12 protein-coding genes are annotated in these 16,422 nt (G+C 38.6%); 9 read left to right on the top strand and 3 right to left on the bottom strand.

The window, feature by feature from the left end:
* The first annotated feature begins 7 nt into the window (after positions 1 to 7).
* The 7 genes from I567_RS00975 to I567_RS12250 all read left to right on the top strand — a co-directional run bounded on the left by I567_RS00975 (position 8) and on the right by I567_RS12250 (position 10,427).
* On the top strand, positions 8 to 1,450 hold the full coding sequence (locus tag I567_RS00975; protein WP_016250386.1) for a cytochrome ubiquinol oxidase subunit I: 1,443 nt from the start codon (positions 8 to 10) through the stop codon (positions 1,448 to 1,450).
* Positions 1,443 to 2,459, top strand: a complete 1,017-nt coding sequence (cydB, locus tag I567_RS00970) for a cytochrome d ubiquinol oxidase subunit II (RefSeq protein WP_016250385.1) — start codon at positions 1,443 to 1,445, stop codon at positions 2,457 to 2,459. Before I567_RS00975 ends, cydB begins: the two co-directional genes overlap by 8 nt.
* Positions 2,456 to 4,177 (top strand): thiol reductant ABC exporter subunit CydD, encoded by a 1,722-nt coding sequence (gene cydD, locus I567_RS00965; RefSeq protein WP_016250384.1) that lies wholly within the window; start codon positions 2,456 to 2,458, stop codon positions 4,175 to 4,177. The genes cydB and cydD overlap by 4 nt, the downstream gene beginning before the upstream one ends.
* Positions 4,170 to 5,924, top strand: coding sequence for a thiol reductant ABC exporter subunit CydC (gene cydC, locus I567_RS00960; protein ID WP_016250383.1), 1,755 nt, complete (start codon positions 4,170 to 4,172; stop codon positions 5,922 to 5,924). The genes cydD and cydC overlap by 8 nt, the downstream gene beginning before the upstream one ends.
* 708 nt (positions 5,925 to 6,632) lie before the next feature.
* The gene (locus tag I567_RS00955; RefSeq protein ID WP_016250382.1) at positions 6,633 to 8,096 is read left to right on the top strand and encodes a peptide MFS transporter; all 1,464 of its coding nucleotides are present in this window, start codon (positions 6,633 to 6,635) and stop codon (positions 8,094 to 8,096) included.
* A gap of 226 nt (positions 8,097 to 8,322) precedes the next feature.
* Entirely contained in the window at positions 8,323 to 8,925 is a 603-nt protein-coding gene (locus I567_RS00950) for a histidine phosphatase family protein (RefSeq protein ID WP_016250381.1), read from the top strand.
* A gap of 81 nt (positions 8,926 to 9,006) precedes the next feature.
* A protein-coding gene (locus I567_RS12250) for an IS3 family transposase (protein WP_111736127.1) occupies positions 9,007 to 10,427 on the top strand; the annotation gives its coding sequence in 2 pieces (ribosomal slippage) (positions 9,007 to 9,574 and positions 9,574 to 10,427; 1,422 coding nt in all).
* Between the two features lie 91 nt (positions 10,428 to 10,518).
* On the opposite strand, the gene I567_RS00935 is transcribed toward I567_RS12250, so the two are convergent.
* The gene (locus I567_RS00935; RefSeq protein WP_016250378.1) at positions 10,519 to 12,510 is read right to left on the bottom strand and encodes a KUP/HAK/KT family potassium transporter; all 1,992 of its coding nucleotides are present in this window, start codon (positions 12,508 to 12,510) and stop codon (positions 10,519 to 10,521) included.
* A gap of 243 nt (positions 12,511 to 12,753) precedes the next feature.
* On the opposite strand from I567_RS00935, the gene I567_RS00930 reads away from it, so the two are divergent.
* Complete coding sequence (locus I567_RS00930; protein WP_016250377.1) at positions 12,754 to 13,326, top strand: uracil-DNA glycosylase family protein; 573 nt, start codon at positions 12,754 to 12,756, stop codon at positions 13,324 to 13,326.
* A gap of 43 nt (positions 13,327 to 13,369) precedes the next feature.
* Here the strand turns inward: I567_RS00930 and I567_RS00925 are convergent, their stop codons facing one another.
* Complete coding sequence (locus I567_RS00925) at positions 13,370 to 14,095, bottom strand: DUF554 domain-containing protein (protein ID WP_016250376.1); 726 nt, start codon at positions 14,093 to 14,095, stop codon at positions 13,370 to 13,372.
* A 154-nt stretch (positions 14,096 to 14,249) separates the two neighbouring features.
* Positions 14,250 to 15,353, bottom strand: coding sequence for a UDP-galactopyranose mutase (gene glf, locus I567_RS00920; RefSeq protein WP_016250375.1), 1,104 nt, complete (start codon positions 15,351 to 15,353; stop codon positions 14,250 to 14,252).
* 180 nt (positions 15,354 to 15,533) lie between these two features.
* Here glf and I567_RS00915 point away from each other — a divergent pair, with 180 nt between their 5' ends.
* Positions 15,534 to 16,367, top strand: coding sequence for a VOC family protein (locus I567_RS00915; protein WP_016250374.1), 834 nt, complete (start codon positions 15,534 to 15,536; stop codon positions 16,365 to 16,367).
* The last annotated feature ends 55 nt before the right edge of the window (positions 16,368 to 16,422 follow it).

Raw genomic sequence — 16,422 nt, 5'->3', positions numbered from 1 at the left:
ATTTGAAATGGATATTGTGTCATTAGCACGTTTCCAATTTGCGATGACAACAGTGTTTCACTATTTCTTCGTACCCTTTTCTATCGGTACCGCTTTAGTAATTTCTGTGATGGAAACACTGTATGTTGTTAAAAAGGACGAAATGTACAAAAAGATGGCTAAATTCTGGGGAAATATTTTTCTTCTAAGCTTTGCGGTCGGTGTCGTTACTGGTATTATTCAAGAATTCCAATTCGGGATGAACTGGTCAGATTATTCTCGATTCGTTGGTGATATTTTCGGTGCACCGCTAGCTGTTGAAGCTCTATTAGCTTTCTTTATGGAATCAACTTTCTTAGGATTATGGATGTTTACTTGGAAGCGAGTAAGTCCTAAACTTCACGTAGTCTTTATTTGGTTGGTAACATTAGGTTCGATGTTATCTGCCTTGTGGATTTTAATTGCCAACGCGTTCATGCAACACCCAACAGGCTATGCACTACGTAATGGTCGCGCGGAAATGACTGATTTCTTCGCTTTAATTAAAAACCCACAAACTTGGTATGAATACTCACACGTCATTGCTGCGGCGATTACGATGGGTGGGATTATTGTTGCTGGATTAACGGCTTTCCAATTATTACGCAACAAAAATCTTACAGACAAATTCAAAGACTTCTACCGCAAATCTATTCGTATAGGGTTAACCGTTGCTTTAGTCGGTTCATTAGGCGTGTTACTTGCTGGGGACTTACAAATGAAAGACTTAGTAGAAACACAACCAATGAAATTGGCTGCCACTGAAGGAGCTTACGAAAAGACCAATGCTTGGACCATCGTTGGCTGGGCAGATGAATTAAAAAAACAAGAAGTCTTTGGGGTGAAAGTGCCTTACATGTTAGGGATTTTAGCTTTCAATAACCCAAATAAAGAAATCAAAGGGATGAACGAATTAAACGAACAATTCCAAAAAGATTTCAAAGATCAAGTAGCAGCTTACAAAAAATCAACGGGTGAAGATTTGAACTTCTACCCACCAGTAAATGCTTTGTTCTGGAGTTTCCGTGTGATGGCTGGCTTTGGCGTATTGATGCTTTTAGTTTCAATCGTTGGCCTAGTGATGACAAGAAAACCAGATCCAAGCTTATTTAAGAAACGTTGGTTAGTATGGGTCATGGCTTTAACCACATTTGCGCCATTCTTAGCTAATACAACAGGTTGGTTAATTACTGAATTAGGTCGTTATCCATGGACAGTTTATGGTTTATTTACCATCATGGATAGTGTGTCACCAAATGTATCTACTACTTCATTATTAATTTCTAATACGATTTATTTCTTACTATTTACAGGATTAGCGGCTGTGATGGTGGCTTTAGTGGTCAAAGAAGTGCGCAAAGGTCCTGAATTAGAAGAAGTCGCAGTAGAAAGTCCGGTCGATCCATTTGAAGGAGGTGCCGTTCATGAATAATTTACAACTTTTATGGTTCTTCTTAATTGGTGTGTTATTCTCAGGTTATTTCTTTTTAGAAGGTTTTGACTATGGTGTGGGCATGTCTATGCATACATTAGCCAAAAATGAAAAAGAAAGAGATCAATTAGTTGCGACAATCGGCCCAGTTTGGGATGGGAATGAAGTTTGGTTAATAACTGCTGGTGGAGCGATGTTTGCGTCATTTCCTTTCTGGTATGCCTCATTGTTCAGTGGTTATTACCTACTATTGTTCACGATTTTATTTGGTTTAATCATCCGTGGGGTTTCATTTGAATTCCGTCACAAAGTCGAACCAAGTAAAAAGAATTTCTGGAACTGGACATTAACGATTGGTAGTTTTATCGTGCCATTCTTCTTTGGGATTATCTTTATCAGTATGATTCAAGGAATGCCTTTAGATGCCAATGGAAATATGACTGCTCACTTTACAGATTACTTTAATATTTTCTCTATTGTGGGTGGGGTCGCTTTAACCTTACTTTGCTACTTACACGGCTTAAACTATATCGCGCTAAAAACAGATGGCCCAATCCGTCATCGTGCACGCGATTATGCAAAAGTATTATACTATGTGCTTTACGCAGGTTTAGTCGTATTTGCGATTCTTTTATACTTACAAACAGACTTCTTTAAACTACACTTTGCAACAACTTTAGCTTTAGTGGTGTTAATCGTCTTATTAACGGTTTTTGCAAATATTTCGGTCTTAAAAGGAAAAGAATTAGCAGCCTTTTTAGCCAGTGGTTTAACTTTAGTCTCACTAGTGGCTTTACTATTTACTGGTTTATTCCCACGTGTGATGATTAGTTCAATCAGTTCTAAATTCGACTTATTGATTAAAAATGCCTCTTCAACACCTTACACCTTGAAGATTATGAGTATTGTCGCAATTACTTTATTACCATTTGTCTTAGCTTACTTTGCTTGGACATACTATATCTTCAGAAAACGTGTGACTGCTGATGTAGCGGGGTATGAAGAATGATAGATAAGGCAATTATGCGCCTTGAAAAAATTAGACAAATGTTTGGGTTGCTTGCAGGATTTGCTTTCTTGCAAGCAATCTTTATCATTGGCCAAGCATGGATGTTAAGTGCGGCGATTACTCATCTATGGGAAGGTCACACACTTAAAGAAGTCGGACTTTACGTGCTTGGTTTTTTCCTATTTTTCATGGCTCGACATGTGATTACTTACTTGCGTGAACGACTTTTAGATAATTATGCGCAAGAACAAGCCAAAAAGCTACGTACCCAATTATTGCAAAAAATCTTTAAACTTGGTCCTACCGTGGTTCAAGCACATGGTACGGGAAATGTAACGACCATGACCGTAGATGGTATCAGTCAAGTCGAAAATTATATTCATCTGATTTTAGCCAAGATGATGAATATGATGATTGTGCCTTGGGTGATTTTAGTGGTGGTCTTTTACTATGACTGGGTGAGCGGTGTGATTTTGCTTTTAGTATTCCCATTGATTATTATCTTTATGATTGTGTTGGGATATGCTGCTCAAGCCAAGGCCGACCGTCAATATCGTTCCTTCCAAATTTTGTCGAATCACTTTATTGACTCTTTGCGGGGAATTGATACGTTGAAACTGTTTGGTATGAGTAAGTCTTATGAAAAAGGCATCTATCAGACCAGTGAACAATTCCGGAAAGCGACCATGTCTACATTACGAATCGCGATTTTGTCTACCTTTGCTTTAGATTTCTTTACGACATTATCAGTAGCGATTGTGGCGGTCTTTTTAGGGTTACGTTTGTTAAATGCGGAAATCTTATTGTTCCCAGCATTGACGGTTCTAATCTTAGCGCCAGAATATTTCTTGCCTGTTCGAGATTTTTCAAGTGATTATCATGCGACTTTAGATGGAAAAAATGCAATGACAGCGATTCGCGAAATTTTAGAATTACCCGAAAATGAAGTGGAACAAATCGCCATTGCTCCTTGGAATGAATCCTCAACGCTTGATTTAAGTGAGCTGTCCTTTGATTATGGTCAAGGCTCAGGCTTACAACCAGTGAATTTACAAGTAAGTGGCTACCAAAAAATTGGCGTCATTGGGATGAGTGGTTCAGGGAAGTCCACGCTGATGAATGTCATGAGTGGCTTTTTAACACCTAAGCAAGGCTCAATTCTCTTTAATGGCGAAGAAACGACTAGCTTTAAACAAGAAGATTGGCAAAAGCAGTTGATTTATATTCCGCAAAATCCTTATGTTTTCCGGGCAAGTTTGCGAGAAAATATTGCCTTTTATACGCCAGAAGCTGATGATGCGGCGATTATGCAAGCCATTGAAGTTGCTGGACTTAGCGAATTATTAGCCCAGTTACCAGATGGCCTGGATACCTTAATCGGTGAAGGCGCACGGAGTCTAAGTGGGGGTCAAGCACAGCGAATTGCCTTAGCGCGGGCCTTTTTAGATAAGAATCGCAAAGTGTTGATTTTAGATGAACCAACTGCCCATTTGGATATTGAAACCGAGGTCGAATTAAAGAATCAGATGTTACCGCTAATGGAAAATCGTTTGGTCTTTTTTGCGACTCACCGTATGCACTGGATGCACCAAATGGATTATATTTTAGTCTTAGAAGAAGGAAAATTAGTCGAGGCGGGAACATTTAACGAATTAACCGAAAAACGTGGCGCCTTCTTTGAACTAACGAAGAAAATGCGAGGTGAACGTCATGTCTAAAATTCCTATCCTAAAAGCTTTTGAAAAGGATACCTGGGTTAAACCATACCTTCAACGTTATAAAGCACCTTTGATGTTGGCAATTTTCTTAGGATTTTGTACGTTCTTTAGTGCCGGCGCTTTAATGTTCAACTCAGGATACTTAATTAGTAAGTCGGCTTCATTACCGGAAAATATTTTACTCGTTTATGTGCCGATTGTCTTAACGCGGGCCTTTGGGGTGAGTCGTCCGGTCTTTCGCTATATCGAACGCTTAACAAGTCATAACTGGGTATTGAAGATGACCTCTAAACTTCGCCGCAAACTGTACCATACTTTAGAAAAAGATGCGATGGTCTTTAAGCAAAAGTATCGTATGGGAGATATTTTGGGCTTATTAGCGGAAGATATTCAATATATTCAAAACCTTTATTTGCGCACGATATTCCCATTGATTATTGCTTTGATTTTATATGCCTTTATCGTCATCGCAGTCGGTGTGTTCTCTATCTTTTTTGCCTTGTATTTAGCCTTGTTGCTCTTTATCTTGGTCATTGTTTTGCCTGTTTGGTCCGTGGTGGTCAACGGGGCGCGCCAAGAAAGAGAAAAAACGCTTAAAACAGAACTATATACGGATTTAACCGATAATGTGTTAGGGGTTGCAGATTGGATTTTCAGTCAACGTGGAAGTGAGTATGTTGATACGCATTTACAAGTCGAGCAAGAACTCTATCAAGTGCAAGATCAAAAACGGCTTTTTAATCGTCGGGTGCAGGTCTTATTCCAATTGATTTATAGTTTTGTCGTGATTGGTTTAATCGTTTGGACTTCGCAGCGTTTTGTTGGAAATCATGGGGGCGCAGCGAACTGGATTGCGGCTTTTGTATTAAGTGCTTTTCCAGTAGTGGATGCTTTTGTGGTGTTACCTGAAGCGATGCAAGAAAGCAATGTCTATAAAGATTCCATCAATCGTTTAAATGCTCTAGATGAAACGCCTGATGAAGCGCCAAAAAACATTGAAGTTACTGATACGCGTATTCAAGTGGAGGATTTAAGTTTTAGCTATGATCATCATCTTGTTTTAGATCGTTTGGACTTAACGATTGAACCAGGTGAAAAAATTGCGATTTTAGGTAAGAGTGGCTCAGGTAAGAGTACGTTGGCTAGTTTGATTCGTGGGGATTTAAAACCGCAAAATGGACTGTTAACGCTTGGTGGTGTGCCGACTTATCAGTTTGGTGATGCGATGAGTCATTACATCAGCGTCATTCAGCAAGCGCCTTATTTATTCCATACGACGATTTTAAATAATGTCCGTATGGCAAACATGAATAAGAGTGAAGAAGAAGTTTGGCAAGTGCTAGAACGAGTTGGTTTGAAAAAATTAGTCGAACAATTGCCAGAAGGATTACATACAATGGTGGATGAAGCGGGCTTGCGTTTTTCAGGCGGAGAACGTCATCGAATGGCTTTAGCACGTATTTTATTACAAGATACTCCGATTGTTTTACTCGATGAACCAACTGTCGGCCTTGATCCGTTAACTGAACAAGCCTTAATCGATACTTTCTTTAGTCAGCTGCAAGATAAGACAGTGATTTGGATTACCCACCATTTACAAGGAATCGAAATCATGGATCGCGTCATTTTCATTGAAGATGGCCGCCTAGAAATGTCTGGTACCCCCGCTGACCTAGCCCAAAACAACGCACGCTTCCAACAACTCAAAGCCATAGATGAAGGAAAGGTCGTGCAGCGACTTGGTTAGCCACGAGCGGATAAGGTTTCCAGAATGGCTGGAAAGTCCAAAAAGTATAAAGACTTTCCGAGCCAGGCTGGCTTATACGTCGAAGTGGTTAGTCGATGCACGCCGAAGGAAAGGTTGTGAACCAGCTCGTTTAGACATGAAGAAATTCGTGTGGTTACCTTCCGCTGAGAAAATCGGATGGTAAAAAGCTAGGTTCATAATAATCATAAAAAATCGTTGCATTTTCGGGTGTAACGATTTTTTTGCGGTGTATAAAGGATTTTCGGTCAATTTACACTATTTTCATCCAACGATTCCGCTATTTTCGTGGCAAATTATCCAACGATTATGCAACCAAAAATTTACGTTGGGGAAAATTTGCAACGATTTATAAAATTTCAGATGCTATGTATATTCGAAAGGCTTCCAATTTTCAGATTATTAAGACAACAAGTGTAATAAATAACTAATTGTTGATATAGAATAATAATTATTAAAAAAATATCGAATAAAAATGAATGAATTATTATAAAAAATAATTTTCTTTCATATAAAAATGTCTATACAATAAAAATAATGGATTTTTTTTGAGATGAAAGTCGTGATAAATTAAGATATTCTCCTTTTTGTTACATAACACTATATTTAAGAGTAAAATATTTATTGTCTTTTTTTCTATTTGGCTGAATCTACTCAGTCAGTACATAATTATTGTATAGGAGGTTTTCGATGCAAAACGAAGAAAAAACTTTTTTAGGTCAACCTAGAGGACTCGCTACCTTGTTCTTTACGGAAATGTGGGAACGATTTTCATATTATGGGATGCGTGCGATTTTACTGTACTTCATGTATGATCAAGTGACGAATGGCGGTCTAGGCTTACCTAAATCAACAGCCGTAGCCATTATGTCGGTTTACGGTGCGTTAGTATATATGTCTAGTATTCTAGGTGGTTGGTTATCAGACCGATTATTTGGTTCGCATAAGACCGTCTTTTATGGTGGCGTCTTTATCATGCTTGGGCACATTGTCTTAGCCTTGCCTTTAGCAATTATCGGACTTTTCGTTTCCATGATTTTAATCGTGATTGGTACCGGGATGCTTAAGGCCAATGTTTCAGGTATGGTTGGACATTTATACTCTAAAGAAGATTTACGCCGCGATGCAGGTTTTTCGATTTTTTATATGGGCATTAATATCGGCTCGCTACTTGCCCCGATTATTGTCGGAACAGTTGGTCAAGGCTACAGCTACCATCTAGGCTTTGGGATTGCTGCGGTAGGGATGTTTATCGGACTGTTAGTTTATTACTTCCAAGGCAAATCTACGTTAAATGGCATTGCGACTCAGCCAACGAATCCAATTGAAGGCACAGAGCGTCAAAAAGTATTTCGTACCATTGCGCTATTAATTGTAGCTGTCTTAGTTATTTTTGTCGGTGCCTATGCTTTAGGTGTGCTAACAATTGATTTCTTTGTGAACTTTGTCAGCGTAGTGGGTATTGCGATTCCGATTATCTACTTTACTCGTATGTTAGTTTCGGATGAAGTGACTGCCGATGAAAAATCAAAGGTACGTGCCTATATTCCACTATTTCTTGCGGCGATTATTTTCTGGTCCTTAGAAGAACAAGGCTCATCGATTTTAGCTTTATTTGCCAGTGAAAGAACCCAAGCAACCTTCTTTGGCTTTACCATTCCAGCTAGTTGGTATCAAACGCTCAACCCATTATTCGTTGTATTAATGACACCGTTCTTTGTGTGGTTATGGTCTAAAATGGGCAAGAAACAACCATCAACCGTTGTGAAATTCTCAATTGGTTTAGTCTTAGCCGGCCTTTCTTTTGTGTTATTAATGTTACCAGGGATGCTTTATGGCGTAGAAGGTCGTGTCAGTCCATTATGGTTAATCGGCAGCTTCTTCATTATGATTGCGGGGGAAATGTGCCTATCTCCAGTTGGCTTATCCGTAACGACTAAATTAGCACCAAAAGCCTTTGAAGCGCAAACTTTAGCGATTTGGCTATTAGCGGATGCATCTTCACAAGTCATCAATGCGCAAATTGCTCGCTTTTACACTCCACAAACCGAGTCCGCTTATTACGGGATTGTCGGTGCGGTTGCGGTGATTGCCGGAATTATCCTGTACTTCAATCGCAAACCGATCCAAAAATTAATGGGAAATATTCATTAAAAATAAAATGCCATTCTCGCAATTACGTGAGAACGGCATTTTTTATTATTTACGATACATATCAAAACGTCCGGTGTGCAGCGAACGAATATTTTCAGCACCAGGCAAAGCAGGCAGATTCTCTATCGAACTTTATCGATACGTCAATTCAAAAGGGGCAAATACTGGTCAATGAAAGCAAACTCTTGTATCATAAAAGAAAAACAGTGAAGAAAAGAGTGTAAGTATGACAAGATTTTATTTTTTACGACATGGTATTACTGAAATTAATGAACAACGGCGCTTTAATGGGGGACGTGTGGATTCGCCATTAACACCAGAAGGCATCGAACAGACGAAAAAATTGCGACCATTTTTTGCTAATTTACGTTTTGATACGATATATGTTTCCCCACAATTTCGAGCCCAAACCACCTTGCAATTAGCTGTTAATCCAAATCAATATGTGGTAGATGAACGTTTGCGTGAGTTTTATTTTGGCGATTGGGAAGGGATCCCGTTTGAAGACGTCCCAAAAGAAACCCGCCAACTTTATCGTAATCATCCAGAAGCTTTCCCGACTGCTGATTATCAGATGGAATCTTATGAAGAAGTTTTCGCTCGTGGTAAGGCTGTTGTTGATGAGTTAGCAAGACGTTTTCCAGATGGTCATGTGCTAATAGCCGGTCATGGTGTTCATTTGACGTTGTTAATTCAATGTTTATTAGGGAATGGTATCGCTGATTTTCGTAAAGATGGCTTACTACCTAATGCGAGTGTGACGATTGTGGATTATCAGTTACACACACCACAGGCACAACTGATTCAATGGGCAATCACGGGTAAATAAAAAAGCACCCTAGCAAGAAAATTTTGTACCGACCCCAAAAAGTTAGACCATAAAATCTAACAATTGGAGGTCGGTATTTTTATGTCCAAATATTCTTTTGAGTTTAAAAAGCAAGTTGTAAATGCTTATCTTAATGGCGAAGGTGGTTATACTTATCTTGCAAATAAGTTCGGCATTCCATCTGATAATACAGTTAAACTATGGGTGGATAATTACAATGCATTTGGTGATGAAGGATTAAAACGTTCTAGAAAAAAAGATTTTTATTCTTTTGAAAAGAAGCTTTCTATAGTAGAGTTATATTTATCAAGTGAAATCTCATATCAAGATTTAGCTCTGCAAGAAGGAATTACTAATCCAAGTATGATCACAAATTGGGTGAGTCGCTTTCGTGCAGCTGGTCCTGATGCCCTAAGACCACGCAAGAAGGGACGAAAGAAAACATTGAATACAACTAATGGCAATACACAAAACAAACCAGTTGAAGAATCTTCTGTTGATACAAGTGCAGAACATGTAAAAGAGCTAGAAGAGGAACTTCTTAAATTGAGAATTGAGAATGCCTTTTTAAAAGAACTGAGGAGGCTGCGTTTAGAGGACGAGGAAAAAATGAGAGAACGGCACTCGTCATCAACAGTCTCCGACGAGAATTCAAACTAAAAGACCTTCTCTCTTATACAGGCATGCCTAAAGCAACATATATGTATTGGCAAAAACGATTTGATAGAGAAAATCCTGACAAAGAACTTGAAGAAAAAATCCAAGAAATCCGTAAGAATAATAAGGATTACGGATATCGTAGAATACATGGAGAGCTTCATAATCAGGGATATCTCATCAACAAAAAGAAGGTTCAGCGAATAGTTCAAAAACTTGGCTTGCAGGTGACATCCTACACACGCAAAAGTAGGAAATATAGTTCCTATAGGGGCAGGACTGGTACCATTGCACCCAACAGAATTCGCAGACGCTTTAATACGCACATACCCCATCAAAAAATCACAACGGATACGACTGAATTTAAGTATTATGAAGTTGATGTCAAAGGACATATGACAATGCATAAGCTGTATTTAGATCCATTTATGGATATGTGTAATGGAGAAATACTAAGTTACAGCATCGATAAGAAACCTTCAGCAAAGAATGTAATGAATGCCTTGGATAAAGCCATTGAAATCACTTCAGACTGCCCTTATAGACGAACATTCCATTCTGACCAGGGTTGGGCATACCAGATGAAGGCATACTCTCACAGGCTAAAAGAAGAACGAATATTTCAAAGCATGTCTCGAAAGGGCAACTGTCTAGATAATTCCGTAATGGAGAATTTCTTCGGTCTGCTTAAGCAAGAGATATACTATGGCGTTATTTACTATAGCTATGAGGAATTAAAAATGGAAATAGAACGATTTATAAAGTATTATAATGAACAACGAATAAAAGAAAAGTTAGGATGGATGAGTCCTGTTCAATATAGGCTCCATCTTTTAGCTGCATAATGAAAACGAGACGACCGGAGTCGTCTCGTAAAAAAGTCTAACTTTTGGGGGTCACCTCATTTTGCTCCTTGCTAGGGTGAGAAATAGCGAATTATCCTTTTTTAGCAAATAAACATTCTTCTAGATAAATTTTTCTTTTTTTACCTACATTTAATGGAATTGTTTCATGAACCACATCGCTATACTGTAAACCAAACCATTTTTCTGGTGCGACGGTAAACTTTTTGATTAAAAGCCTTGTTTGCATGATTTGTCTTTGCCAACGTGATAAGGCGGTCAAATTAGATAATTCCTCGCGAATGAGTACAAAGCGGAAGTCACCCACTTTTCTTCCAGGAGTGAGTGAGTATTTTTGTGGTTGCTCTGGTAATCGTTTTTGCTCCATTAGCTCTTGGATAATTTGGCGTAAGTAAATATTGACTTCCTGAGACACGCGGAACCCTAAAAATAGCTGTACTTTGACTACAAAATTAGTTCCCATCATATCAATAGCATATTTTTTTGTATACGGCTCATCAGTAACGATAACACTGACGAACCAATAAACTTTTGCTCGCTTGACTTTTTTATCAAGAATAGAGTAAAGATATTGTTGTGCAATTTTTTCACCTTGCAGTTGAGGAACCAAAAAGACCAGATTGGTTTGATAAGTCGGAATAGACTCATCTGTAGTTAATTGCTTAAGTTGAGGTAAATAGTCTTTTAGGTTGACTGCACGAATATTTTGTTCTTGAATTTCATTACTTTGATACCAGATATACATGATGCTTAAAATAAATAATGCCAATAAGACAGCAACAAAGCCACCATGAATAAATTTTACGAGACTGGCCAGTAAGAAAATACTTTCAATACTAGTGAAAAATAAAAATACGATGAATGCAAATACTTTATACACGTGCTTAACTAGTAAAAATTGGTAAAGCAAAATAGTAGTCATCAACATTGTTACCGTAATGGCTAATCCATAAGCTGCTTCCATGCGACTAGATGTTTGAAATCCTAAAACAATGCCACTGCAGCCAATTAATAACAACCAATTTACTGTAGGAATATACATTTGCCCAATACTTTTTCCAGGATAACGAATTTGTAATTTAGGTAGTAATTTTAATTTAATTGCTTCAGAAACTAAAGTAAATGAACCAGTAATTAATGCTTGTGAAGCAATGATGGCAGCTAGGGTTGCTAAAATAATCGCTATTAAGCGTGCGTGTTCAGGTACCATAGCAAAAAAGGGATTTTCCATCTGTAAATGTTGCGCATGTTGTAAGATCCAATTTGCTTGTCCCATGTAGTTCAATTGCAAACAGATGAAAACAAAAGGCCAACTTAGCCGAATATTATTTTTACCAACATGTCCCATATCAGAGTACAAAGCTTCTGCACCCGTCGTTGCCAGAAAAACACTTCCTAAAATAAAAATACCCAGATGATTTTCCGGACGATAGAATAGTAAATCCCAGGCATATTTAGGATGAATGGCGGTTAAGATACTAACATCATGGCTGATTTGTAATAAACCACATATGCCTAGAAAACTAAACCATAATAACATAACTGGACCAAAGGCTTTACCTACAATGTCTGTTCCAAATTGTTGAATGAAAAATAAAAATATTAAAATACCTAGTGTAATCAATAAAATTCCTTGCTGATGAAGGTCAAAAAATGAGCTCAGCATAGGGAGTCCTTTTAACCCTTCAACGGCTAAAGTAACGGTTACTGCAGGAGTTAGTATCCCGTCTGCTAAAATAGCGGCACCACCAATCATAGCCGGAACGATTAACCATTTTTTTTGCTTGCGTAAGAGTGTGTATAAAGAAAAGATGCCACCTTCACCATGATTGTCTGCTTTTAAAGCGAGAAATACATATTTGACAGTGGTAAGCAAAGTAACCGTCCAAAAAATAAGTGAAATAACGCCAAAGATAAATGGACGACTAATAATTCCTTGATTGCCATGGATAATTTCTTTCATTACATAAAGTGGACTAGTACCAATGTCTCCATAAACAATCCCTAAGGCTAATAGAATACCTGCTGTTGTACTGGTAGTAGGTCGTATGTGTTGTGCTTTCATTTTTTATTCACGGATACCTAAAATTAGGAAGAATACTTGCATTTCCATTGCTATCCGGCCTTTATAAACTGTTAAAAACAGAATAATTCTACGCTGAAAGAATTCATGTTACAATAGTTTTGAAAACTATTAAGAAAATAAGTGGATTGTCTTTTTGAAACCTGTTTATTTTCATCTTTTGCATAATAAAAATTATTAAATAGAGCTTTATACGAAAAAAATTAGTTTAAAAGAGGAATGTCGATGCAAACAATTAAACAATCAATCATGCAAGATGAAGCCAATCAAATTTATACACAACAGCAAATCGCGCCATTATATCAGGTGAGCCCTACAGCTAAAGTGCTTATTATAGGACAGGCACCTGGTCAAAAAGCCCAAGATCGTCAAAAATTATTTGCGGATGCGAGCGGGAATCGCTTAAGAGCATGGCTAGGGGTAGATGAGGAGCTGTTTTATGAAAGTGGTCAAATTGCGATTTTGCCAATGGACTTTTACTTTCCAGGAGCTGGTAAATCAGGAGACCTTCCACCTAGAAAAGGTTTTGCACAAAAATGGCATCCTCTGCTATTAGAACAAATGCCGGATATTCAACTAACCCTTTTAATCGGACATTATGCGATGGAAAGATATCTAGGCATCAAAAAAAGCACTCCCTTAACACAAGTGGTGCAAGACTATCAGCGTTATTTGCCTACGTATTTTCCATTGATCCATCCTTCACCAAGAAATCAAATTTGGCAGAAAAAACATCCCTGGTTTGACCAAGAAGTGCTGCCTTGCTTAAAAAAACAAGTCGAAAATATTTTGAAATAAAAAAAGTCGCTCAGCCCACAAACTGAGTGACTTTTTGATTAAATTATAGCATCGGCATAATGATTGCTGTCCAGAGATAACTAAAAGGCATCGCGAACACCATCGCAGGAATCATATCAGCGGTTGGGAATTGTTTGATATTGACCATGCGAAATCCAGTAGCTAACATTAAAAAGCCGCCCACTGCTTTGAAATCAGCGATCATTGTTGGATTGGTTAGTGGAAAAATCAGCTTTGTACCAAGGAATAATAAAAAGAAAATGACAAATTGTGGCAAAGCAATCACGGATACTACATAGCCAAGATTACAAGCAAAAATCGCCGCGGTAAAGAAGTCTAAAATCGACTTTGCAATTAATATGGTATGGTCGCCAGTCATCCCTGCATCCAAACTTCCGTAAATCCCAGTACCTGAAGCACAAAACAACACGATGATGGTGACGAGTTGAATTTGAAAAGCTTCTTGACTCATATGGGTTTGCTCACCGACTAGTTTACTGATTGGCTTTTGCATCACACTTGCTGCGCCTCGTAATCGTTGCTCTACATGAAAGGCTAATCCAACAGCAGTTCCGATAATGACCGCAAATACCACAGCGGGCATGTTTTTCATTAAGACAATACTACTGACACCCATTCCCATCGAACATAACCCAAAGATAAGGGTGATTTCTTGTTTGAAACGATCTGATAGCCGTTCTTCTAATAATCCGCCACAAATTCCTCCTAGAAAAATGGCAATACTATTGACGATAATTCCTACTGGCACAAATACCCCTCTTTTCAAAATGATTGAATGAGTAGATTCTAGCAAAAATGATGTCAAGAAACAAGGAGGACTGTAGAGGTAAATTTTCAGTACAGAGCAAGTTTTTGGCGCATAAAAAATCCCCACTACTTTCATTCAAAGTGCGGGGAAGGGTTTATTGAGCTAATTCTTGTTTCGCTACGTTTAAGGCAGCTTCAATGACTTTATGCATATCAAAGTACTGATACATACCCAAACGCCCACCAAAAATCACATTCGGATAATTTTTAGCAAGCTGACAATATTTTTGATACAAGGCGGCATTTTCCGGTGTTTGTACGGGATAATAAGGTTCGTCGCCTTTTTGCCAATTCGCAGGATATTCTTTGGTAATCACCGTTTTTTCCTGTTGACCAAATTCAAAATGCTTATGTTCGATGATGCGCGTAAAAGGATATTTGGCATCAATATAATTAATGACCGCATTGCCTTGATAATTGGCTTCATCTAGCAATTCATGTTCAAAGCGTAAAGAACGATACTCTAAAGGACCGTACCTGTAATCAAAAAACTGATCAATCATTCCGGTGAAAATAATTTTATCGTAATTGTTCAAATAGGCCTCTTTCTTAGCAAAAAAATCTGTCTTGAGATGCACGGTAATGTTTGGTAAATCGAGCATCTTCTCCACCATTTTCGTATAGCCACCAATCGGGATTCCCTGATATTTATCATTGAAGTAGTTGTTATTAAAAGTCAATCTGACCGGCAGACGCTTGATGATAAACGGCGGCAATTCACTGCATTTACGGCCCCATTGTTTTTCGGTATATTCCTTAATCAGCGTTTCGTAAATATCCGTTCCTACTAAATCAATCGCCTGTTCTTCTAAGTTTTCCGGTTTTTTCCCATGAAGGACTTGGCGCTGCTCGTCGATTTTTGCTTGAACCTCTTTAGGTTTGGTTAATTTCCAAAGCTGATAAAAGGTGCTCATATTAAAAGGCAGAGAGTAGAGTTCGCCATGGCTGAAGGCAAACGGCGAATTGATAAAATGGTTAAATTCAGCAAACTGATTCACAAATTGCCAAACTTCTTCATTCGAGGTATGAAAAATATGAGCGCCGTATTGATGGACTTGGATACCCGCTACTTCTTTGGTATAAATATTTCCTGCGAGATGGTCGCGTTTTTCGATGATGGTGACGTGATGCCCAACTTTAGCGAGTTTGTGTGCCATCGTTGCCCCGAAAAGTCCCGCGCCGACAATTAAATAGTTCATGCTGCCACCCTTTCTTTTTTTGGTTTCATTATAGCACAGTTCATAAAGTTTCAATAAGTGAAGTTTCACAAGTCTGAGTTTTCGCAAAGGTATCTTTTGGGAAACTTACGGCAAAAAAAGTGCCTACTTCCTATCTGTTGGCTTTAGGTCTATAGTAAAGAGCAGAAAGAAGGAATAGGTATGTTACAATTAGGTCCCGTTTATCTCAATGTACTTGACTTACCAAGACTATCGCAGTTTTATCAAGAAATTGTCGGCTTAAGTGTATTGTCCAAAACAAAAGCGCAAATCGTATTAGGCATTCAGGCAGATCAGAAGCCACTAGTGATCTTGCAACAAGCCACGCAAGAAGACAAGCAAACAGCCGGACTTTATCATTTGGCGATTTTGGTACCGACACGGCTTGCACTCTCTGAAGTTTTGCATCATTTAATTCAATGTGGGGTGGCATTAGAAGGTGGGGCGGACCATGGCTATAGTGAAGCTTTGTATTTTCATGATTTAGAAGGTAATGGGATTGAGATTTATCGCGATAAACCAAAGACTCAGTGGGATGTGAGAAGCGATGGGCGGATTATAGGCGTCACTGAAGAATTAGCCGCTCAAGAGATTTATGACATGATTTCGCAAGCTCCCGAGCCTTTTTTCTTACCTCAAGGCACTAAGATGGGGCATGTACACTTAGCAGTAGGTGATGCATTGGCTAGTTCCAAACGTTATCAAGCGCTACTCGATATGCAAGAAAAGCACCAATATGCCAAGGCTTCCTGGATAGCGAGTGGGGGTTATCACCATCATCTAGCGTTTAACCAGTGGCAACGACGTCATGCGGTTCATCAAGACAAGCAAGCCGGACTCGCTCAAATCAGTTTTGTAAGTGACCAAGCAGCCGAACTTTTAGCCATCGCCAGTCGCGCCCCTAAGCTAGGGTTTCAAATCAAGCATCAAACCACCCGCCAACTTCAATTGCTAGATACAGACGGCATTGCGATTCAAATCGATTATCAACATTAGATCGCTTTATTGGCGGTCTTTTTTTGTGCTATACATATAGGAAGAAAAAGTGCGT

This window comes from Enterococcus cecorum DSM 20682 = ATCC 43198 (assembly GCF_000407565.1).
Taxonomy (GTDB): domain Bacteria; phylum Bacillota; class Bacilli; order Lactobacillales; family Enterococcaceae; genus Enterococcus_E; species Enterococcus_E cecorum.
This window is presented reverse-complemented; position numbering and strand designations above follow the sequence as displayed.